The sequence below is a fragment of the Kitasatospora sp. NPDC089913 genome (assembly GCF_044748625.1).
In the GTDB taxonomy this organism is placed as follows: domain Bacteria; phylum Actinomycetota; class Actinomycetes; order Streptomycetales; family Streptomycetaceae; genus Kitasatospora.
The window spans coordinates 1-19,222 of the sequence record NZ_JBIVGI010000008.1; the positions used below are offsets into that span (position 1 = coordinate 1).

A 19,222-nucleotide genomic window follows, 5' to 3' on the forward strand; every position below is an offset into this window, starting at 1 on the left:
AGAGGTCGCAGGTTCAAATCCTGTCCCCGCTACTCAGTAGCACCGAAGGCCCGGAGGAAACATCCTCCGGGCCTTCGCCGTTCCCGGACCCGAAAACCGGCCCTCCTACCCGGCAGCACCCGGCGGCACCCGGCGGGGCCTGGCGGGGCCTGGCCCCGGAGGCACGTGGTGCGCGAGAGTGGCCCGACCGCTGCCGCGACCGATGGAGCCGCCCGTGACCGTCGCCAAGATCATCCACTACCACCCCGAGTTGCCGGTCGACTTCGATCAGTTGCTGCTCGGCATCCACGCCGACGTCCGCTCCGACCGGATGCTCGACCCGTTCACCCACCGGTTCCACCAGGTCGTCGGCCACTGGACGGCCCGCCCCGGCTTCTCCTGCGTCGTCTCCTACGACGGCCGCGAACCGACCGGCTTCGCCTACGGCGCACCGCTGGCGGCCGGCCGTGAGTGGTGGCGCGGGCTGCTCGCTCCCGCGCCGGACCCCGCCGTGACCTTCGGCCTGTCCGAGCTGATGGTCCGCCCCGCCTGGCGCGGACAGGGCCTCGCCGGGCGGCTGCACGACGCCCTGCTGGAGGACCGGCCCGAGGACTTGGTGTGCCTGCTGACCGAGTCCGGCCAGCCGCGCGTGCGGGCCCGCTCCGAGGCGTGGGGCTACCGCCCGGTGGGCCCGACCCGGCCCGTCGCCGGCAGCCCCGCGTACACGGTGATGCTGCGGCGACTCCGGCCCGCGCCCCGGGGATCCGGCGAGGAGTACCGTGAAGGAGCAGTCGCACATCCGGACGGTCGGGCGGCCGGCGGGTCCTGAGAAAATGTCCATGCCGTCCTCATGATGTTCAAAGCCGCGCGCCCTACTCTCATCGATCATGGCGATACGAAGCGTCCCCCGGGCAAGAGTGCTGGTGCCGGTCGGCCTCCTCGTGGCGGCGGGGGCGGTGGCCGCGGCGCTGCAGGGGCCGTCCGACGGTGTGGGCAGCGGGCCGCAGATGTCCGTCGTGGCCGACACGACCTCGACCGCTCCGCCAGCGGTCACCCCGGCCGCCCCCGGGAACGGCCCTGCGGTCACGCCCACCGCCCCGGCCGCACCCACCACCGCCCCATCCACCACCACGGCAGCAGCCGCCCCCACCGCCTCGCCCGGAGACGCCGTCGCGGCCCTGCACAGCGCCGTCGACCGGGCGGAGGGCGCGGTCTCGGTGGCGGTCACCGATCTGGGCACCGGGCAGTCGCTCAGTTACGGCGGCCCCGGCCACGGCTTCGCCACCGCCAGCATCGTCAAACTCGACATACTGGCCACGCTGCTGCTGCGGACCCAGGACGCGGGCGCCGCCCCGACCGCCGCCCAGCGCGACCTGGCCACCACGATGATCGAGAACAGCGACAACGACTCCGCCACCGGCCTGTGGGAGGAGATCGGCGCGGACCCGGGTCTGGACGCCGCCAACGCGCGCTTCGGCCTGACCGCCACCGAGGCCGGCCAGGACGGCTACTGGGGCCTCACCACGACCACCGCCGACGACCAACTGCGGCTGCTGCGCCAGGTATTCACCGGCGATTCGCTGCTCTCCGCCACCTCCCGCGACTACATCCGGGAACTGCTGGACCAGGTGGAGGAGGACCAGCGCTGGGGTGTCGGCGCGGCGGCGAGCGACGGCGGGTTCGCGGTGAAGAACGGCTGGCTGCCGAGGGACTCGGACGGACTGTGGGTGATCAACAGCATCGGCCGGGTCGAGCGGGACGGGCACGAGCTGCTGATCGCCGTGGTCTCGGACGGGAACACGACCGACACCGACGGCGTGGACCTGGTGGAGTCGGTGGCCCGGGCGGCGGCCGAGGCGGTCACCGGGAGCTGAGGGCCCGTCCCTGAACCGGGGCCCGGCCCGATCGGTCGAGGAACCGCCGCTGGCCGTCCAGGAAGCCGTCCGCGAACAGCGAACGGGGCGAGAACAGCGCGGTGAGCGCGAGCCGGAGGTCCGACCGCTCGACGGACCGCTTGACCAGTGAGTGGGCCGCGTCCGGGTAGTGCTCCACCGTCAGCGCGCCGCCCGCGTCCAGCGCCTCGCGGTAGCCGCGCTCCGTGTCGGCGGTGTCCACGTTGGTGTCCTGGCCGGCGAGGACCAGCAGCACCGGGACGCCGCGCAGGGCGGGGAGGTCCCGGGTGGCGTCGGCGGTGTGGTTCCGGGAGACGAAGCCCCAGCGGTCGGCGGTCATGCCGTGCGCGTCGCCGCCCATGGCCGCGACGTACTCCTCGAAGCCCGCGTGGCGTGCGAGCAGCGCCCGGACGGTGTCGCTCCTGGCGGTCTCGGCCTCGATCCGGGCGGGCGAGGCACCGTCGGCGCGCAGTTCGGCGAGAAGGTTGTAGCGACCCTGCCGGAGCCAGTCGATCGCGGGCGAGACGGCGACCACGAATCCCACCGGCGTCCTGGCCGCGACCTTCGGCAGCACCCAGCCGGCCTGACTGGCACCCCAGAGCCCGATCCGGTCGCCGTCGACGTCCGGGCGGGCGCGGGCCCAGGCGATCGCGGCGGCCACCTCGTCGGCCCGGTCGTCCATGGACTGGTCGAGCCAGTTGCCGGGGGCACCCGCCACCCCGGGCTTGTCCCAGGAGAGGGACGCGTACCCGGCGGCGGCGTTCGCCTCCCAGATCGGCCTGTAGCCGTCGTCGTGGGTCGCGTCGACGGGACCGTCGCCGTGCACGTACACGACGAGGCCGTGGCGCTCGCGCCCGTCCCTGGGGACGGCGAGCACGGCGTTGAGGACGTGGCCGCCGTGGCGGATCGTGACCCGCCGCTCGTCCAGGTCGTAGGAGTGCTGCCACAGCACCGTGCCGGCGAGGCCGGCGGCCACGAGGACGGCGGCGACGAGCGACCACACGGCGATGCGGATCCCCCTCCGCCGGGGGCGGGTCTTCGGGCGCACGGAACGGCACCTCCGCTCGGGTTCGAACAGGCCGAATAACTATCGCAGCGAGAACGATCGTAGCGAGTCTGATAGATTTGAGCCCTGGGCACAAGACGACGAGGGGGCACGGCATGAGCCGGAACACACCCGACCCCGGCGCCGGAGCGGTGACCGTACGGCGGGGCCTGCCCGCGGGCACCGAACGGCGGGCGGCGGAGCTCTACTGGGAGGCCTTCGGCCGCAAGCTCGGCCCCGCCCTGAACCCGCCGGACAAGGCCGTACCCTTCATCGCCGCCCATCTCGACGCCGACCGGGCCGTCTGCGCCCTGCTCGACGGGCGGCTCGTCGGCCTCGCCGGGTACCGGCACCAGGGGCGCGGCCTCACCGGCGGCTCGGCCCGCGCCGTGCTGCGCGCGTACGGCCACCTGCGCGGGCTGCACCGGCTCCCGCTGCTGGCCCTGTTCGAGCGCAGGCCCGCCCCGGGCCGGCTGCTCATGGACGGGATCGCCGTGGGTCCGGGCCTACGGGGCCGCGGCATCGGGAGCCTGCTCATCGAGGAGGTGGCCGCGGTCGCGGCGGAACACGGCTACCGTGAGATCGCGCTCGACGTGATCGACACCAACCCGCGCGCCCGGGCCCTCTACGAGCGGCTCGGCTTCACGGCCGTACGGACCGAGCGGACGCCGTACCTGCGCGGGCTGCTCGGCTTCGGCGCCGTCACCGCCATGCGCCGCCCCGTCGACCCCGTCGACCCCGTCAACCCCGTCAACCCCGTCAACCCCGTCAACCCCGGAACGGAGGCTCCACGATGAACACCGGAACCGACCGCGTCGAGGTCCCCACCCGGATGCTCGTCCACGCGCTGGTCCGCGAGGACGGCACCGTCGCCGCAGGCGAGCTGTACGACGTCGCCACCACCCTGGGCATGACCGACCAGCAGGTGCGCCTGTGCGTCAAACGCCTGGTGGCCGAGGACCGGTTCACCCACGAGGGGCGGGGCCGCAAGGCGGTACTGCGCGCGACCCCGGACACCGTCCGGGCCCTGGCCCCCGACGTGGACTTCCTGCGGCACGCCTTCCGCCAGGACACCGGGGGCGCACCCTGGGACGGCGTCTGGCACCTGGCCGCCTTCGCGGTGCCCGAATCCGCGCGCACCGCCCGGGACACCCTGCGCGAGACGCTCGTCCACCTCGGCGGCGCCCCGCTCCAGGGCGGGCTGTACGTCAGCGCCAACGCCTGGGAACCGTACGTCGAGGAAGCGGCCCACCGCCTGGGCGCGCACGACGCGCTGACCCTGCTCACCACGACCGACCTGCGCCGGGGCGACACCCGCGAGCCTGCCGAACTCGCCCGGGAGCTCTGGCCCTTGGCGGAGATCGCCGAGCGCTACCACCGGCTCGACCGCGTCGCCGGACCGCGACTCGCCCGGCTCACCGGCCCCGGCGCCCTTTCCTCCGCCGAACTCCTGACCATTGCGGTCGAGTTGGCCGCCGAACTCACCCGCGCCATGGACCCCGACCCGCTGCTGCCGCCCGAACTGCTGCCGCAGCCGTGGCCCGGCGCCACGGCCAGGGAACAGGTCGCCCGCTGCTGGGCCGGCCTCGACGCCCACGAGCGGGGCGGGGCCGAGGCCCGCCCGGTGCTCTTCCGCCACTACACCGACGTCGCCCGGGAGGCGGCCGAGCGGGTCACGGACTGACCGGCCCGCGGCCGTCATTCCGCCTCCGGGACCTCCACGATCAGCAGCGTCCCCCGGCTCCCGGGCCGCACGGCGTGCTCCGCGCGCGCCGGGATCCGGTGCAGCTCCCCCGGCCCGACCGTCACCTCGGCCCCTTCCAGCAGCAGTTCGAGCCGGCCGTCGAGCACGACCAGCACCTCGGCGTTGTCGTGCGACTCCACGGGCAGCGGCCGCCCGTCCATCCGCAGCACCTTCACGGCGGCCGTGCCCACCTGCTCCAGCAGCTGCGACGCCCACGGCGCGGGCAGGGCCGACGCGGCGGCGGACAGGTCGATCGGATTCACGGCGACGGGGTTCACGGCATACCTCCACGGCGGACCGGACCCGCCATGGAGGCAGGGCCGGACCGCGCTGTGTTCGTTCGAAGGGGACGTGCTGGACGCTATCCGAGCAGCCGGACCCGTTGGTCGACCGTTTGGTAAAACCTCGCGTCGCCCGCCCTCCCTCACTGGCAGAGGGCCGCGTCGACCACGCCCTCCAGCTTCCGGGCGGCCGCCTTGTCCGGTGCCTGGACCGTCATCGTCACGGTGGCCGCGCGGCCGTCCGCCGTGACGCCGACCCGGGTCTCGTAGCCGGGGATGCTGCCGCCGTGCCCCCAGTACTCGCCGCCGCAGGACAGCGGTGTGCTCACCAGCCCCAGCCCGTACGCCGACCCCGGCGCGAACGGGTCCCCGGCCGGGGTGGTGGTGCGCATCTCGGCGAGCTGCTCGGGCGGGAGGAGTTCACCGTCCAGCAGTGCCGCGAAGAAGCGGTTCAGCTCGGAGGGGGTGGAGACGAGCTGGCCGGCCGCCCAGGCCCAGGACGGGTCCATGTCGGTGATGTCGACCAGCGGCCCGTCCGCCGACTCGCGGTAGTAGCCGTGCGGATGGGCCCCGCGGACCGTCGCGTCCCCCGGAGCGGGGAAGTAGGTGCGGCGCAGGCCGAGCGGCCGCACGATCCGCCGCTCGATCTCCTGGGCGAGGCTGTGCCGCGTCACCGCCTCCACGACCAGCCCGGCCAGCACGTAATTCGTGTTGCTGTAGGCCCATTTGTGATCCTCCGGCGCGGCGTCGGCCGGGTACCGGAGGGCGATGTCGAGCAGTTCGCGCGGCTCGTAGCGGCGGACGTCGTCGCCGAGGTGGAGGGTGTAGTTCGGCAGCCCGCTGGTCTGTTGGAGCAACTGCCGGAGGAGGATCCGGTTGCCGTCGATCCCGTCGCCCCGGACGACGCCCGGCAGGTAGCGTTCCACCGGCGCGTCCAGGTCGAGCCCGCCCTCGGCGACGAGTTGGAGCACGACCACGGACGTGAAGGTCTTGGTGTTGCTGCCGACCCGCACCCGCCCGTCCTTCGGCACCTTCGCACCGGTCGCCACGTCGCCGACCCCGGCGGTGTAGCCGCGGGTGCGCCCGTCCAGGTAGCGGACGGTGCCCAGCGCACCCGGTGCGCCCGTCTCCGTGAGCAGCGCGTCCAGCCGCTGCTGGACGGCGTCCGGCCGGGGGCCGGGGGCGGCCGTCGCCGGGGCGGCGGCCGCGGCGGCCAGGACGGCGGCGGTGACGCCCAGGGTCGCGGTCCTCCAGCGGCTCATGAACTGCCTCTCGTCGAGGGTGCGTGTGCTCGGTGCGGTTCCACATGATCACGCGACCGTTCGAACGGTCGTCAGCTCGCCGGAGGACCGGAGGCGGCCGACCATGATCCCGAAGTCTGGTCCGCGTTCCTCCTCCGGGCTGACACGGCCGGCCGCGGCGGAGTGGGAAGTCGGCGCCGTCGACTTCCCACTCCCCTTGTGCCGGGCAACCCGCCCCCGGAAGCATGGCCCGCATGATCGACTACGACGGCGAGGCCCGGGCGTACGACGCCACCCGGGGCGGCGAACCGCGGGCGCGGGCGGCGGCGGAGGCGCTGGAGCGGCTGCTCCCGCAGGGGCCCGGCACGGTGCTGGACATCGCCTGCGGGACCGGGATCGTGACGCGGCGGCTGCAACGGCCCGGCCGTGTCGTGCTGGGCGTCGACCGCTCGCCCGGGATGCTCGCCGCGGCCGCCCGGCGGATACCCGGTGGCGCGGTGTGCGGCGACGCGACCCGGCTGCCGTTCGCCTCGGGGAGCGTGGACGCGGTGGTGATGGTCTGGCTGCTGCACCTGCTGCCGGAGGACGCGGCGGACGCCGTCCTGGCCGAGGCCGCCCGGGTGCTGCGGCCCGGCGGGAGGCTGGTGACCACGGTCGACAAGGAGGCGGCCCACTTCGCCCAGGAGAGCGAAGTGGGCCGGGCCACCGCTGATTTGCGCGCCCGCTACGCCCCGCACGCCCCCGACCGCCACGCCCGGATCCGGGACTGGGCGGCGGGCCTCGGCCTGCGCCCCTCCGGGGAAGCGGTCTTCCCCGGCCTCGGGCAGGGGCGCGGGGCCCGGAAGTGGCGGGAGGTGATCGAGGCGGGCCGGGTGCCCTGGTGCACGCGTGCCGACGCCAGGGAGGTGGCCGAGGCGGTCCGGCGGCTGGCGGAACTCCCGGACCAGGACACCCCGATCGCCGACCCGCTCTACCACCTCGTCGCCCTGGAGGCGGGCGGACCGCCGGCACACTGACGGCGGTCACCGGGCCGTGACGGACGCGGTGGGGGTCGGGGCCGGGCGGGGGCTGGCGTGGTGACGGGTGGTGAGGGGGTATGCCCAGGCGAGGAGGGCGAGCAGGAGGACGAACGGGAGCAGGGTACCGAGCGCGGCGCTGCCGGCGGCAGTCGCGGCACGGCGGGACTCAGCGGGCATCGGCGAGGCAGCGGGCGTCGGCGAGGTCGAGTTCGGCCCACACGGTCTTGGCGTTCGGCTCGCGCAGCTCCGTGCCCCAGCGGTCGGCGAGGGCGTCGATCAGGACCAGCCCCCGACCGGACTGGCCGTCGGAGATCCGGGCCGACGGAAGGACGGGCAGGCGGTCGCCCCGGCAGTCGGAGACCTCGATCCTGAGGGTGGCGCCCCGGCGCACGGTGGTGGTGAGGCACAGGCAGAGTTCGAACCCGCGCCCCGGAACGCGCCCGTGCGTGATGGCGTTCGCCGCCAGCTCCGCGACAATCAGCAGCGCGGAATGGAACGGCTCGCCGAGAGCGGAATCCACTCCCCAGTGGACGAGTTGGCGTCTGACGATGCGTCGGCAGAGGCACGCGCCCTTCGGCGTCGCGGCGAGGACGACAGTGTGGCGGCGGGGGTTGTCGAGCGGAATTTCGGTCGTCATGGGGAAAAGCCTGACGGCGCGGACGTACGCTGACCACGAATCCGGCGGGCACGGAGCGTGCTTGTACGGACGCGGAGGGTCCGCTTGTTGGCGGCACCCGGATCATCAGGTCGCAAACTCGTGTGAGCAGGGGTGGTTCCCATGGTGAGTGGCGTCGAGCGCACGGTCTCCGACGACGGCGAGACGGCGGAGAACTCGGACGGGATCGCGGAGTTCTACAGCGCCGTGGGAAAGCTGGTCAAGCTGTTCCGCGAGCGGGCTGGGCTGACGCAGCGCGAACTCGCGGAGCGGATCGGGTACAGCGAGGACATGGTCGGCCTCATCGAGCGGGGCAAGCGCACGCCGAGAATCGAGTTCCTGACGGTGGTGGACCCCATCGTCGACGCGGGCGGGGCGCTGACGGTCGTCGCGGACGACGTGATGAAGGCGAAGGTGCGGGTGAGTGAGCGTCACCCGGCCTTCTCGAAGGCTTTCACGGCGGAGGAAGCCAAGGCGATCGAGATCCACGACTACAGCACAATGGTGATCCCGGGGCTGCTGCAGACCGAGGCTTACATCCGGGCGCTGTACGAGATGCGTCGGCCGCTGCTCGCTCCCCAGAAGATCGACGAATGGGTGGAAGCACGATTGGCCAGGCAGGAGATCCTGACCCGCTGGCCTCTGCCGGTAGTGACATGGGTGATTGATGAGAGCGTCCTTCGTCGCCCCTTGGGTGGCCTGGACGTTCACACCGAGCAGCTCCAGCACCTCCTCAAGATGGGCCAGATGCGTGGCCCCGAGCTCCAGGTGATGCCACTCGACCGACTGACGCACGCCGGGATGGGCGGTTCCTTCATCCTGCTCACGCCTGCCGGACGCTCGCAGATGGGATATGTCGCGGCACAGCACGTCAATCGGTTGGTCACGGACCCAGTCGAGGTACGTAATATGGCCGCACGGTACAGCAGCATCCGGGCCCAGGCCCTGAGCCTGAGGGAGTCCCTGGCCCTGATCGAGCAGATTCTGGGAGAGCGGTAGGCATGGCCGAATTGGCATGGTTCAAGAGCAGCCACAGCACCAATGAGGATGCTGCGTGCGTCGAGATCGCCGAGACGCCCGGCACCGTCCACGTCCGTGACTCCAAGGACAAGACCGGCCCCCAGCTGGCCTTCGAGCCGGCCGCATGGAAGGCATTCGTCGACTTCGCCGCGAACGCCACCGTCTGAAACAGCACACCCTCGACGGCCCGCCGCTTCCCCGCGGCGGGCCGTCGGCGCATCCTGGTCCCATGACCGAGCTGACATGGTTCAAGAGCAGCCACAGCAGCAACGAGGGCGCCGCGTGCGTCGAAGTCGCCTGGCGCAAGAGCACGTACAGCAGCAACGAAGGCGCACAGTGCGTCGAGATCGCCGAGACGCCCGGCACCGTCCACGTCCGTGACTCCAAGGACAAGACCGGCCCGCAACTGACCTTCGAACCGGCCGCATGGAAGGCGTTCATCGACTTCGCCGCGAACGCCGACGTCTGATATAGCGCACCCCGACAAATTCCACCTGTACGACCGGACGACGGCTCGTCAGGTCCTCCTCGGCTCCGCCACCTTGTGCACGGCGGTGTCCGCCGAGCCGACCGGGCGGCCGTCGGCCGCCAGCACGGTCAGCTCGCGCAGGGGCCGGTCGTCGCGGCGGTCCAGGAGTTCGGAGTGGGGCTCGTCGGGGTCGAAGAAGTGCCGCTCGCCCCACTGGCGGAGCGCGACGACCACCGGAAAGAGGTCCTCGCCCTTCGGGGTGAGCACGTACGCCTGGTAGGCGCTGCCGTCGGCGGCGGGTTCCACTGCGAGGATCCCGGCCTCGACCAGCGCGCGCAGCCGGGCACTGAGGATGTTCTTGGCGACACCCAGGCTGCGCTGGAACTCGCCGAACCGGCGGCTGCCGTCGAAGGCGTCGCGGACGATCAGCAGTGACCACCAGTCGCCGATCGCGTCCACCGAGCGCGCCACGGGGCACGGGTTGTCGTCGAACCTGGTCCGCTTCACCATCTCCGGCCTCCTCGGCACCGACCACCATTCACACCTGGTTGCAACATGCTACCCCTCCGGCCTATGGTGCGACCATGTCGGTAGCATCATGCAACCAGAATCCACCGCGGGTCCTGACCCGCCCCCTCACCCTGCTGTTCGCGCTCGCCGCCGGGGCCGCCGTGGCCAACGTGTACGCGGCCCAACCCCTGCTGGTCGCCATCGCCGACGAACTCCACATCGGCCGGGCCGCCGTCGGCGCGGTGGTGACCTGTACGCAGATCGGCTACGGGCTGGGCCTCGTCCTGCTGGTCCCGCTCGGCGACCTGCTCGAACGTCGGCGCCTGGTCACCGTGCAGGCCGTACTGCTCGCCCTCGCCCTGACCGCCGTGGCCACTGCGGGCAGCGCGGCGGCGCTGCTGGCCGGGCTGATGGGCGTGGGCCTGCTCGCCGTGCTCACCCAGGCCCTGGTGGCCTTCGCCTCGGCGCTCGCCCCGGACGGCGAGCGCGGGCGGGTCGTCGGCACCGTGACCAGCGGAGTCGTGCTCGGCATCCTGCTCGCCCGGACCGTCGCCGGGGCGGTCGCCGACCTCGCCGGGTGGCGCGCCGTGTACGCGCTCTCCGCCGTCCTCACCCTCGCCCTCGCCGCCGCCCTGCGCCGCGCCCTCCCCCGGACGGCTCCCCGCGCCGCTCCGCGCTCCCCGGCGCGGGCGGTGGCCGCCGAGTACCGCCGCGCGCTGCGCGAACTCGCCCGGCTGCCGCTGCGGGAACCGGTCTTCCGGCGGCGCGGGCTGATCACCCTCCTGGTGTTCGCCGCCTTCAGCACCCTCTGGAGCAGCGTCGCCCTCCCCCTGAGCGAGGCCCCGCTCTCGCTCACCCCCTCCGCCGTCGGGGCCTTCGGCCTGGCCGGCGCGGCCGGGGCGGCGGCCGCGGCTCCGGCGGGCCGGCTCTTCGACCGCGGCCTCGGCCGGTGGACGGCGGGCGGGGGCCTCGCCCTGCTCGTCCTCTCCTGGCTGCCGCTCGCGCTCACCCGGCAGTCGCTCTGGGCCCTCGCCCTCGGCGCGGTCCTGCTGGACTTCGCCGTCCAGGCGGTCCACGTCACCAACCAGAGCACCGTGCTCGCCCTGGACCCGGCCGCCGGCGGGCGGCTGATCGGCGGCTACATGGTGTTCTACTCCCTCGGCAGCGCCCTCGGCGCGATCACCTCCACGGCGGCCTACGCGGCAGCCGGCTGGTCCGCCGTCTGCCTGCTCGGCGCCGCGTTCAGCCTGCTCGCCCTGCTCGCCTGGGCCCGCGACCTCCGCCCGGCGGGGAACGCGGCCGGGCACTGAACGACGGTGCGCGCCGCCGGTACTCACCGCCCGTCCCGACAGAACGCAGCTGTACGCGGCCTTGTGCAGGCTCGGCAGACAGCACCCGGTCGCGCGGACCCACCACCTCCTTCCGGGAAAGGCCGGTTCATCACGCGTGACGGGTTGTTGATCAGTAGGCTGGCCAGCCGACTATCAGGTCGTGTTGCTACGACGAGGCGGGGGCTCCGTGTCGGATGCAGTGCTGAATGTCATGATCGGGCTCATCACGAGCGTCGTCAGCGGAGTGTCCGTCTGGGCCTGGAGGCGTGTCAGCACGGCTCGCGTCCTGCATCAGAGGCAGGCGCTGCTCGGTCTGCGGCCCGGCGTGCCGTGCGTCATCGTCCTGAACAGCCACTGGCAGATTCCCGCCGTCACCGAGCACAGTGACGTCTACGCGATCATCGACCTCGCGATGCTCGCGGAGGAGTCCGGGTGCGCGTTCTCTCTCGTTGCCGCGGACGCTCCGGAGCTGAACGGGGACCGCACCGAACTCAGTATCGGTGGCCTGGGATCGAACCGGCGCAACGTCGAGTACCTGGCGCGGCACTTGCCCGGTGTGACGGTCGATCGAAGTGGCGACTTCAGCGCCGGCGGTGAGCACTTCCCTCACGAATACGGTCGGACGGACCACGCGTTGGTGGCGAAGTTCACCCCACCGCAGTCCGCACAGCCCGTTCTCATGATCATGGGACAGTCGGCGATCGCCAACCGTGCGGCGGTACACCTGCTCAAACACGACCACAAGCGCCTCGTCAGGGAGGTCGAGTCCCTCGACCGATTCTGTCTCATGCTGCGCGTCGACGCGGCCGACACCTACGGCTACCAGGCCGTCGAGGTCGCCACCGATCTCTCGGGCTCCGCGTTCTGACACAGTCACGCTTCCACAGCGACCGACCTCGGTCGCCGATCGCGCGCCCGGGGGCCGGCCTCGAGTTCGCGGACCTGCGGCCCCAGGAACCCGCAGGTCGCCGACCGGCGCCGGGGATCCGGCACCCGGCCCGCCTGCCCCTAGGGGGCACCCCTCCGTGCCGTCGGGGCTGATCGCCCGCGCCGTAGTCCTCCTGAAGGACCGTCGGTTCGTCGTTCGGAGCGACTGATCGCCGATGGTTCGCTGACAGGCTTTTCCCGAAGCGGACGCACGTCCGCCGGATCGGGAGGAAGCCCCTTGTCACCTCGCACGTCACCTCGCACGTCACCTCGCACGTCACCTCGCACGTCACCTCGCACGTCACCTCGCACGTCACCTCGCACGTCACGTCGCCTGTCCCGTTCGCTGGCCGCCGCCGCGGTCGCGGCGCTCTTCCTCGGCGCCGCCGTGCCGGCCTCCGCCGACACCTCCGTCTCCGCCTCCGCCCCGGCCGACACCTCCGCGACCGCCGTCGTCGGCGGGCCGCTCCAGCCGCTGCTGAAGGGCATGACGGACGCCGGAGCGGTCTCCGTCATCGCCAAGGTCACCGACGGCCGCCAGGTCTGGACCGGCGGTTCGGGTGTCGCCGAGCAGGGCCGCCGGGCGCCCGTCGACCCCGAGGGACGGTTCCGGATCGCCAGCGTCACCAAGACCTTCGTCGCCACCACCGTGCTGCAACTGGTCGGCGAGCACCGCCTCGGCCTGGACGACCCGGTGGCCCGGCACCTGCCGGGGCTGCTGCCCGAGGAGCAGAGCACCATCACGGTCAGGCAGTTGCTCAACCAGCGCACCGGTCTCTTCGACCCCACCAACGACGGTGTCTCCGTCATTCCCGACCCGGGCAACGAGTTGGCCTTCCGGACCTGGGCCGCGCTCGGCGGGCTGAACCGGACCTACACCCCGGCCGGGAAGGTGGCGGCCTCCGTCCTCCACGGACCGCTGTTCGCCCCGGGCGAGCGCTGGGACTACTCCAACACCAACTTCGACGTGCTCGGCATGCTCGTGGAGAAGGTCACCGGCCGCCCGTACGGCGAGGAGATCACCCGCCGCATCCTGCGGCCGCTCGGCATGAACCGGAGCTTCCTGCCCGGGACTTCCTCCGGCATCCCCGGCCCGCACGCCCACGGGTACACCGACGGCGTCGACGTCACCGAGCAGAACCCCTCGTGGATCGGCGCCGCGGGCGAGATGATCTCCACCACCGGCGACCTGCTGCGCTTCGGCCGGGCCCTGCTCCAGGGCAGGCTGCTGCCGCCCGAGCAGCAGCGCGAGATGACGACGATGCTCGCCACCGGGACCGCCCCCAGCTACGGCATGGGCCTGGCCGGTGTCCGGCTGTCCTGCACCACCGTGCTCGGGCACAACGGCGAAGTCCTGGGCTTCAAGAGCGACTTGTGGGGCACCGCGGACCGGCAGCTCGCCCTCTCCTACGCGCCGGGCGGCGACGCCACCGCCCAGGCCGCCCAGTCGGCAGCGGAGTTCAAGCTCCTCGACGCGGCCTTCTGCGGCGGTAACTGAGGCTGGCGTCCGACGGTCCTCCGCGCCGCACGCGGGCACGGAGGACCGTCGGGCGTGCCCCGCGCGCGGGCGGCGGCCGGGAGACCCGGGCACCACGCGGCCGTGGGGTGCGAGGACCGGCCTACTCGTACATCGCCTTGACGCCCGCGATGTCGCCCGCGGACAGTTCCTTGGCCGCACCCATGACGACCCCGGCGGGGAGCTTCTGCTTCGGCGTGATCGTGTTCTTGCCGTTCTTCGAAGCCGCCGTCGCGCCGTAGTGCATGATCGACGCGAAATCGTAGGCCGTGCCGAACGTACTCTCCTTGCGGATCTGGAAGTTCGGCTTGGCGGACGCCGCCATGTTCTCGAACGAGACCGTGACGTACTTGTCCCGGTCCGGGCGGCTGTGCTCGTGCATCAGGCCGACCGTGTGTCCGATCTCGTGGATGAGGTCGGTGGCGCCGCACCAGTCGGGGACGTAGACGCCCTGCTGCCCGCCGGTGCGGCCGACGACGGAGCCACAGCCGCCGTCCTTGCTGGGCTGGAACGCCACGTAGTCCGGGTACTTCCTCGCGTTCCCGACGGCACGCTCGACGAACCTGATGGGGGTCTTCCGCTCCCAGTGGGCCATCGCCGCCCTGGGTCCCACCACCGAACGACCGATCGTTCGTGCGGACCGGGGCGACGGTGGTGAGCCGTGGCCCCGGTCCGGACATCCTGCTCCAGACACCGAGGGACTCCGAAACCGTGGCCGTCCGCCGATTCCTGACCCATGTCGCCGCCTCCGTCCTGATGCTGGCCGCCGTCGCCGGGCCGCTGAGCCCGTCCGCCGTCGCAGAACCCGACCCGAACGACCCCGAGGGCACGGTCTCCCTGGAAAGCCTGACCTTCTCGACGCCGGACAACGTGACGGCCGTCGTCTCCTACAGTTGCTCGCCCGAGACCGCCACGTTCCTGGCGGTCGGCTACGAGGAGGAGTTCGGGCGCACGCGGAACAGTGCCCGGCCCCCGCGGCCGGCCCGGATCCCCGCCGGGTCAGCCCCCAGCACCCACGGTGACGGAGCCGTCGGCACTCCCGCCCCGGGTGAGCACCCCTGGGCTCACGAGGTCGTGCCCGGGAACGGCGACGGCACCGGACCGGGAGCCGTCGATGTCGATCTGCCCGACAACGGCGGCCGCACAGCCGGCCGCCGGTGCGGTCAGGACCAGGGCGAGTCCGGCCAGCAGGGCAGTTGTCGCAGGGCGAAGGCGCACGAGGTCTCCGGCTTTCGAAAGGGTCGTTCGCGCACCACACCGCACTGCCGCCGCACGGGGCCACCGACACGCCCGGCGGACCGGCCGGACTCCCCCGACCGGCCTCCCCGCGACGTACCGCAGCGGCGTGCCGAATCGCCCCCGCGCGTGGGAGTGGGAAGTCGGCGGCGTCGACTCCCCACTCCCACAAGGCGGTCGGCGGGTCGGCCCGTGCGGCTGCGGTGAGGCACCACGGACGTACGACCGGGGCGCCGTGCGGCGTGGCAGCCAGGATCCGGCGGTGCCCCCGGCCCCACCGGGGGCACCGCCTGTCACAGCCCGGCCGCGAGCCGGACGGCCGCGGCAGCGGCGGCGACGAGGCCGATGTTGAGTGCGATCCGGCGGTCGCCGCCGGTCAGGTGGACGGCGATCGCGCCGGCCTGGAGCACGACCAGACCGGCGGCCGCGGCACCCGCCAGCGGGACCGCGACGCCTGTCAGCGGGGGCAGTACCAGGCCGGCCGCGGCGAGGACCTCCACCGTCCCCAACGCCCTGAGGGCGGGCACGGGGATGCGGTCGACCCAGGCCATCATCGGCCGCAGCTGCTCGGGGCTGCGGATCGCTTTCAGCGTGCCCGCGTAGAGGTAGAAGAGCGCGAGCGGTCCCGCGACGGTCCAGTAGGCGATGTCCATGGTGAGAAGTGCACCGCCGGGCGGCCGCCGGCGTCCAAGACCCGTTCTGGCTGCGCCGATACCGTGCGGGTATCGGTGCGGTCGGGAGCCGGTCCGTCCGCCCCGAAGCGACGGCAGCCGTCACCCGCGCCACGGGCTCCGGCCGTACGGCGGCGAAAGACGTTGTGCGGTCCGCCGGACCAGGGGTAATAACCATGGGTGGGCGCGCAGTTGTGGGCGCCGACGCGGCGGTGCCGGTCCTGGCGGGAGGGGGCGCGATGCGGTGGGTGGTGGTCGTCGCTCGGGCGGTGGCCGTGGTCCTCGTGACCTGGCTGGCGCTGGTCGCGCTGATGGTGCTGGTGGTCCTGCTGGGTGCGCTGCTGCCGGGCGGCTCGGCCCGTGGTGTCCTCTCCTCCTCGGTCGTTCCGCTGTGGCTGCTCGCCGTGCTCCTCGGACCGCTGGTCGCCTGCCTCGTACTGCGCCGGTGGATCGCGGTGGGCCGGGCCGGGAGCCCGGGCGGACCGCCCCCGCCCTGGCCCCCTCGGGCCGAGCAGGACACCACGCCTCCGCCGCGGTACGACGAGCAGTGGCACTTCCGGGCCCCGCACGCCCCGGAGGCTCCGTCCGCCCCGGAGGATCCATCTGCCCCGGAGGCTCCGTCCGCTCCGCAGGACCCGGACGCCGAGGCGCGGCAACGGGCGGACGCCGAACGGGCCCGGGCGGCAGCCGAGCGAGCGCGGGCGGCAGCCGAGCGGGCCCGCGAGGAGGAAGCCCGACGACGGGCTGCGCGCAACCGCCGCCTGCGCGCGCGAGGTCGGCGGTACTGAGCGAAAGCTGCCGGCCCATCGAGGACGGCCCCCACGCCGGGGGCGCCGTCGAAGATCACGGAGTGGGAAGTCGACGATGCCAACTTCCCACTCCGTTCGCGCCAGTTCGACGGCCACCTCGTCAGGATCCGCCGCAGACCGGCGAACTCCTGTCCTCCGCCATCCACTTCTCGCCGTTGTCGACACGGTTCCCGCGCGACGACCGCGTGTCCGCAGGGGCGGGAGTCACGACCCCCGCACTGTCCCGGCGCCACACCTGTCCGTCCGGGTCGGTGACCTCCAACTGGAGCTGCGCCAGATCCGCCGGACCCAGCTCGACCGACGACGCCGCCGTCTTCATCGACGCCAGGAGCTCGCCGAAGGGGATGACGACCTGGCGGCACGGGGCCGGCTGGACGCCACCCCACCAGACGCCCTTCTGCGGGAGGACCAGGCGCATGGACATCACCCGGTCGCTGCTGTTGACGACGACCGCCGCGGTGTCGGTCTCGTAGAAGTAGGTGCGCTCGACGGCGGCCCGCCGGCGATCCTCGGTGACGCGCTGGTCCTCCTTCACCGCGCGCCCGTGGTCCTCGCTCGCCCGGCTCTCGGCCCGGAGGCCGAGGATCAGCCCCGCCAGGGCGGCGACGAACGTCATGGCCCCGACCAGGAGCTTGCCGAGGTCGACGATCGTGAAGGTGGTCCCGGCTCCGGTGGGCTCGGGCGCAGGGGCGGGTACGGGTACGGGCGCAGGGGCGGGTACGGGTTCGGGTGCAGGTACGGGTACGGGTACGGGTTCGGGTGCAGGTACGGGTACGGGTACGGGTTCGGGTGCAGGTACGGGTTCCGGTGTCGGCGAGGGGTCCCCGCCATCCGTCTCGGCCATGGCAGCGAGGCTACGCGGCAACCGCCCGGCAGAGGCCGGTGTGGCAGAACCGTGCCCGGTCCGCAGCACGGTGGCGACACGGCCTCGATACCGGGCCGCACCGGGCCACGCCGGGCCGGTGACGGGAAACGGTTCGCCCCCGGAGCGCCCGGCCCGTACCGTCGAAGGCATGAAGCTGCTCACGGTCAACATCGGCAGGCCACGTCCCAACCCGTGGAAGGGGCTCGACGCCACGGGCATCGACAAGCGGCCCGTCGACGGACCGGTGCGCGTCGCCGCTCCCGGACCCAAGGGCACCGGCGAGGTCGGTCTCGCGGGCGACCGGGTCTACGACGTCAAGCACCACGGCGGCCCCGATCAGGCCGTCTACGCCTACGCCCGGGAGGACCTGGACGCCTGGCAGGAGGAGCTGGGCCGACCGCTCGCGAACGGGGTGTTCGGGGAGAACCTCACCACCCTCGGCCTCGACGTCAACGGCGCGCTGATCGGCGAGCGCTGGCGGATCGGGCCGGACGTCGTGCTGGAGGTCTCGGCCCCCCGGGTGCCGTGCGCCACGTTCCAGGGCCGGCTGGAACAGGAGGGCTGGATCAAGCGGTTCACGCAGGCCGCCGTGCCCGGCGCCTATCTGCGCGTGGTCGAGCCGGGGGACGTCCGCGCCGCCGACCGGATCGACGTCGTGCACCGGCCCGGGCACGAGGTCACGGTGGCCCTCGCCTTCCGCGCGCTGACACTCGAACCGGAGCTGCTGCCGCTCCTGCCGGCCGCCGACGCCCTGCCGGAGGAGATCCGGGCGCTCGTCCACCGCCGGACCGCCTGACGGAGACTCCGAAGAACTGACCGGTCGTCACGAGGGTTCGGTCGCCGTACTAGTGTCTCCGTACCTCGATTCTCGAATCTTCGAACGAATTCAAGCGCCCGGGCATTCACACGGAGGACACCATGACGGCAAGTCGACCCACCTGGAGTTCGGACGCCGTGCTGCGGCGGCTGCGCGGCACGGGCGAGGCGCTGACCGCCTCGACCGGTCCCGGCGCGGCCGCCGACCGCGCGATGGGACGGGCCCTGACCGGCTTCCTGGACCGGATCGCCGGGCGTGGCTCGGGGCCGGCCGTGGACGGGATCGTCGCGCTGCCGTTCCTGGTGCACGGGACGCACTCCGGCGACCCGGCGGCGGCCGAGCCCGCGGCGGTGGTGCACGTGCTGTGGTGGGTCTCGGCACGCTACCTGGACGACCTGTCCGACGCCGGGCCCCGGCCGTCCTCCGCCACCGACACGGACAGCGCGGACCAGGATCTGCTCGCCGTGCTGGGGATCGCCTGCCACCTGGCGGCCGAGGTGCTCGACGAGGCGTGCCGGGACGACCCGGCGCGGGCGCTGAGGCTGCGCCAGGAGCTGTCCCGCAGCTGGCACCGGGCGATAGCCGGGCAGATCACGGACCTCACGGCGACCGCCGCGACGGCGAGCACCGACGAGGTCATGGCCGGCTATCTGGGAAAGACCGGTGCGCCGTACGCCATGGCCGCGGCGATCGGCGCGGTGCTGGCCGGGTGCGACGGGGCGCGCGTGGACGCGTGGCGCGATTTCGGTGCTCGGTTCGGCGTCCTGCGGCAATTGGTCAACGACCAGCGGGACATCACCTCGGGACGGTACGAGGACCTTCGCAACGGGACTGCCACCTTCATGGTGGTGCAGTACCTGAACTCGCTGCCCGAGCCGGAACGCGCGGTGGCGGAGAAGCTGCTCATCGGGTGCGCGGACTCCGCGACGGCCCGGGAGGAGTTCGCGGCGCAGCTGACCGAGCCGGGCCGGCTGCGGGCGTTCGCGGCGGTCGTCCGGCCGCTGATCGACGGACTGCACGCGAGTATCGACGAGGCCGGCGGGGTGGGCGAGTACGTCGCGGGGCTGCACGGGCTGGTCGATCAAACGGTGAACCTGTTCCCGGAGTTCCTGCTGGGCGCCCGGGACCGATAGCCCGGACCGGTGCGGCCCTCGAGGCGCTCCGTCCGGTGGTCCCGCAGGCCGTCGTGGGACGG

Annotated in this window: 23 protein-coding genes; 14 read left to right on the forward strand and 9 right to left on the reverse strand. The window is 73.1% G+C overall.

The window, feature by feature from the left end; all coding sequences use genetic code 11:
* The first annotated feature begins 214 nt into the window (after positions 1-214).
* Both ACIPYS_RS14810 and ACIPYS_RS14815 read left to right on the forward strand, forming a co-directional pair.
* Positions 215-808 (forward strand): GNAT family N-acetyltransferase, encoded by a 594-nt coding sequence (locus ACIPYS_RS14810; RefSeq protein WP_400746255.1) that lies wholly within the window; start codon positions 215-217, stop codon positions 806-808.
* A 58-nt stretch (positions 809-866) separates the two neighbouring features.
* A complete protein-coding gene (locus ACIPYS_RS14815; RefSeq protein WP_400746257.1) occupies positions 867-1,853 on the forward strand; it encodes a serine hydrolase in 987 nt (328 codons plus the stop codon).
* Here the strand turns inward: ACIPYS_RS14815 and ACIPYS_RS14820 are convergent.
* Entirely contained in the window at positions 1,840-2,919 is a 1,080-nt protein-coding gene (locus ACIPYS_RS14820) for an alpha/beta hydrolase family protein (protein WP_400746258.1), read from the reverse strand. The genes ACIPYS_RS14815 and ACIPYS_RS14820 overlap by 14 nt on opposite strands.
* A 113-nt stretch (positions 2,920-3,032) precedes the next feature.
* Between ACIPYS_RS14820 and ACIPYS_RS14825 the strand changes: the two genes are divergently transcribed.
* Both ACIPYS_RS14825 and ACIPYS_RS14830 read left to right on the forward strand, forming a co-directional pair.
* The gene (locus tag ACIPYS_RS14825) at positions 3,033-3,713 is read left to right on the forward strand and encodes a GNAT family N-acetyltransferase (protein WP_400746260.1); all 681 of its coding nucleotides are present in this window, start codon (positions 3,033-3,035) and stop codon (positions 3,711-3,713) included.
* Positions 3,710-4,600 (forward strand): PaaX family transcriptional regulator C-terminal domain-containing protein, encoded by an 891-nt coding sequence (locus ACIPYS_RS14830; protein ID WP_400746262.1) that lies wholly within the window; start codon positions 3,710-3,712, stop codon positions 4,598-4,600. Before ACIPYS_RS14825 ends, ACIPYS_RS14830 begins: the two co-directional genes overlap by 4 nt.
* Positions 4,601-4,614: 14 nt before the next feature.
* Here the strand turns inward: ACIPYS_RS14830 and ACIPYS_RS14835 are convergent, their stop codons facing one another.
* On the reverse strand, positions 4,615-4,938 hold the full coding sequence (locus ACIPYS_RS14835) for a cupin domain-containing protein (RefSeq protein ID WP_400746264.1): 324 nt from the start codon (positions 4,936-4,938) through the stop codon (positions 4,615-4,617).
* A gap of 146 nt (positions 4,939-5,084) precedes the next feature.
* Positions 5,085-6,203 carry a serine hydrolase domain-containing protein gene (locus ACIPYS_RS14840; protein ID WP_400746266.1) on the reverse strand — a complete coding sequence of 373 codons (1,119 nt, stop codon included), beginning with the start codon at positions 6,201-6,203 and terminating at the stop codon, positions 5,085-5,087.
* Positions 6,204-6,436: 233 nt separating this feature from the next.
* Between ACIPYS_RS14840 and ACIPYS_RS14845 the strand changes: the two genes are divergently transcribed.
* Positions 6,437-7,198 (forward strand): class I SAM-dependent methyltransferase, encoded by a 762-nt coding sequence (locus ACIPYS_RS14845; RefSeq protein ID WP_400746268.1) that lies wholly within the window; start codon positions 6,437-6,439, stop codon positions 7,196-7,198.
* Positions 7,199-7,367: 169 nt separating this feature from the next.
* Here ACIPYS_RS14845 and ACIPYS_RS14850 read toward each other — a convergent pair whose 3' ends face one another.
* Positions 7,368-7,838: an ATP-binding protein gene (locus ACIPYS_RS14850; protein ID WP_400746270.1), complete on the reverse strand. Its 471-nt coding sequence runs from the start codon at positions 7,836-7,838 to the stop codon at positions 7,368-7,370.
* A 141-nt stretch (positions 7,839-7,979) separates the two neighbouring features.
* On the opposite strand from ACIPYS_RS14850, the gene ACIPYS_RS14855 reads away from it, so the two are divergent.
* From ACIPYS_RS14855 to ACIPYS_RS14865, 3 genes are all read left to right on the forward strand, one after another.
* Positions 7,980-8,855 (forward strand): Scr1 family TA system antitoxin-like transcriptional regulator, encoded by an 876-nt coding sequence (locus ACIPYS_RS14855; RefSeq protein ID WP_400746272.1) that lies wholly within the window; start codon positions 7,980-7,982, stop codon positions 8,853-8,855.
* 2 nt (positions 8,856-8,857) lie between these two features.
* A complete protein-coding gene (locus ACIPYS_RS14860) occupies positions 8,858-9,043 on the forward strand; it encodes a DUF397 domain-containing protein (protein ID WP_400746274.1) in 186 nt (61 codons plus the stop codon).
* Between the two features lie 62 nt (positions 9,044-9,105).
* Positions 9,106-9,345 (forward strand): DUF397 domain-containing protein, encoded by a 240-nt coding sequence (locus ACIPYS_RS14865; RefSeq protein WP_400746276.1) that lies wholly within the window; start codon positions 9,106-9,108, stop codon positions 9,343-9,345.
* Between the two features lie 48 nt (positions 9,346-9,393).
* Here the strand turns inward: ACIPYS_RS14865 and ACIPYS_RS14870 are convergent, their stop codons facing one another.
* Entirely contained in the window at positions 9,394-9,855 is a 462-nt protein-coding gene (locus ACIPYS_RS14870) for a winged helix-turn-helix transcriptional regulator (protein ID WP_400746278.1), read from the reverse strand.
* 74 nt (positions 9,856-9,929) lie between these two features.
* On the opposite strand from ACIPYS_RS14870, the gene ACIPYS_RS14875 reads away from it, so the two are divergent.
* The 3 genes from ACIPYS_RS14875 (at position 9,930) to ACIPYS_RS14885 (ending at position 13,611) form a co-directional block, all read left to right on the forward strand.
* Positions 9,930-11,165 carry an MFS transporter gene (locus tag ACIPYS_RS14875; RefSeq protein ID WP_400746280.1) on the forward strand — a complete coding sequence of 412 codons (1,236 nt, stop codon included), beginning with the start codon at positions 9,930-9,932 and terminating at the stop codon, positions 11,163-11,165.
* 208 nt (positions 11,166-11,373) lie between these two features.
* Positions 11,374-12,054 (forward strand): hypothetical protein, encoded by a 681-nt coding sequence (locus tag ACIPYS_RS14880; RefSeq protein ID WP_400746282.1) that lies wholly within the window; start codon positions 11,374-11,376, stop codon positions 12,052-12,054.
* 447 nt (positions 12,055-12,501) lie between these two features.
* A complete protein-coding gene (locus ACIPYS_RS14885) occupies positions 12,502-13,611 on the forward strand; it encodes a serine hydrolase domain-containing protein (RefSeq protein ID WP_400746284.1) in 1,110 nt (369 codons plus the stop codon).
* 121 nt (positions 13,612-13,732) lie between these two features.
* Here ACIPYS_RS14885 and ACIPYS_RS14890 read toward each other — a convergent pair whose 3' ends face one another.
* The 3 genes from ACIPYS_RS14890 to ACIPYS_RS14900 form a co-directional block, all read right to left on the reverse strand.
* Positions 13,733-14,245, reverse strand: coding sequence for a M12 family metallopeptidase (locus ACIPYS_RS14890; protein WP_400746286.1), 513 nt, complete (start codon positions 14,243-14,245; stop codon positions 13,733-13,735).
* 383 nt (positions 14,246-14,628) lie between these two features.
* Positions 14,629-14,847: a hypothetical protein gene (locus tag ACIPYS_RS14895; protein ID WP_400746288.1), complete on the reverse strand. Its 219-nt coding sequence runs from the start codon at positions 14,845-14,847 to the stop codon at positions 14,629-14,631.
* Positions 14,848-15,158: 311 nt separating this feature from the next.
* Entirely contained in the window at positions 15,159-15,518 is a 360-nt protein-coding gene (locus ACIPYS_RS14900) for a DoxX family protein (protein WP_400746290.1), read from the reverse strand.
* A 194-nt stretch (positions 15,519-15,712) separates the two neighbouring features.
* Between ACIPYS_RS14900 and ACIPYS_RS14905 the strand changes: the two genes are divergently transcribed.
* The gene (locus tag ACIPYS_RS14905) at positions 15,713-16,324 is read left to right on the forward strand and encodes a hypothetical protein (RefSeq protein WP_400746292.1); all 612 of its coding nucleotides are present in this window, start codon (positions 15,713-15,715) and stop codon (positions 16,322-16,324) included.
* Positions 16,325-16,445: 121 nt separating this feature from the next.
* Here ACIPYS_RS14905 and ACIPYS_RS14910 read toward each other — a convergent pair whose 3' ends face one another.
* A complete protein-coding gene (locus ACIPYS_RS14910; protein WP_400746294.1) occupies positions 16,446-16,961 on the reverse strand; it encodes a hypothetical protein in 516 nt (171 codons plus the stop codon).
* 397 nt (positions 16,962-17,358) lie between these two features.
* Between ACIPYS_RS14910 and ACIPYS_RS14915 the strand changes: the two genes are divergently transcribed.
* The gene (locus ACIPYS_RS14915) at positions 17,359-18,006 is read left to right on the forward strand and encodes an MOSC domain-containing protein (RefSeq protein ID WP_400746296.1); all 648 of its coding nucleotides are present in this window, start codon (positions 17,359-17,361) and stop codon (positions 18,004-18,006) included.
* Between the two features lie 122 nt (positions 18,007-18,128).
* Positions 18,129-19,160 carry a polyprenyl synthetase family protein gene (locus tag ACIPYS_RS14920; protein WP_400746298.1) on the forward strand — a complete coding sequence of 344 codons (1,032 nt, stop codon included), beginning with the start codon at positions 18,129-18,131 and terminating at the stop codon, positions 19,158-19,160.
* Positions 19,161-19,222: the final 62 nt, after the last annotated feature.

What these genes read in the sequence shown, in the direction of transcription:
- ACIPYS_RS14915 (WP_400746296.1), top strand. Translation starts at nt 17,359, where the DNA reads ATGAAGCTGCTCACGGTCAACATCGGCAGGCCACGTCCCAACCCGTGG.
- ACIPYS_RS14830 (WP_400746262.1), top strand. Translation starts at nt 3,710, where the DNA reads ATGAACACCGGAACCGACCGCGTCGAGGTCCCCACCCGGATGCTCGTC.
- ACIPYS_RS14850 (WP_400746270.1), bottom strand. Translation starts at nt 7,838, where the DNA reads ATGACGACCGAAATTCCGCTCGACAACCCCCGCCGCCACACTGTCGTC.
- ACIPYS_RS14875 (WP_400746280.1), top strand. Translation starts at nt 9,930, where the DNA reads ATGTCGGTAGCATCATGCAACCAGAATCCACCGCGGGTCCTGACCCGC.
- ACIPYS_RS14905 (WP_400746292.1), top strand. Translation starts at nt 15,713, where the DNA reads ATGGGTGGGCGCGCAGTTGTGGGCGCCGACGCGGCGGTGCCGGTCCTG.
- ACIPYS_RS14815 (WP_400746257.1), top strand. Translation starts at nt 867, where the DNA reads ATGGCGATACGAAGCGTCCCCCGGGCAAGAGTGCTGGTGCCGGTCGGC.
- ACIPYS_RS14825 (WP_400746260.1), top strand. Translation starts at nt 3,033, where the DNA reads ATGAGCCGGAACACACCCGACCCCGGCGCCGGAGCGGTGACCGTACGG.
- ACIPYS_RS14900 (WP_400746290.1), bottom strand. Translation starts at nt 15,518, where the DNA reads ATGGACATCGCCTACTGGACCGTCGCGGGACCGCTCGCGCTCTTCTAC.
- ACIPYS_RS14920 (WP_400746298.1), top strand. Translation starts at nt 18,129, where the DNA reads ATGACGGCAAGTCGACCCACCTGGAGTTCGGACGCCGTGCTGCGGCGG.
- ACIPYS_RS14840 (WP_400746266.1), bottom strand. Translation starts at nt 6,203, where the DNA reads ATGAGCCGCTGGAGGACCGCGACCCTGGGCGTCACCGCCGCCGTCCTG.
- ACIPYS_RS14865 (WP_400746276.1), top strand. Translation starts at nt 9,106, where the DNA reads ATGACCGAGCTGACATGGTTCAAGAGCAGCCACAGCAGCAACGAGGGC.
- ACIPYS_RS14860 (WP_400746274.1), top strand. Translation starts at nt 8,858, where the DNA reads ATGGCCGAATTGGCATGGTTCAAGAGCAGCCACAGCACCAATGAGGAT.
- ACIPYS_RS14855 (WP_400746272.1), top strand. Translation starts at nt 7,980, where the DNA reads ATGGTGAGTGGCGTCGAGCGCACGGTCTCCGACGACGGCGAGACGGCG.
- ACIPYS_RS14910 (WP_400746294.1), bottom strand. Translation starts at nt 16,961, where the DNA reads ATGACGTTCGTCGCCGCCCTGGCGGGGCTGATCCTCGGCCTCCGGGCC.
- ACIPYS_RS14870 (WP_400746278.1), bottom strand. Translation starts at nt 9,855, where the DNA reads ATGGTGAAGCGGACCAGGTTCGACGACAACCCGTGCCCCGTGGCGCGC.
- ACIPYS_RS14845 (WP_400746268.1), top strand. Translation starts at nt 6,437, where the DNA reads ATGATCGACTACGACGGCGAGGCCCGGGCGTACGACGCCACCCGGGGC.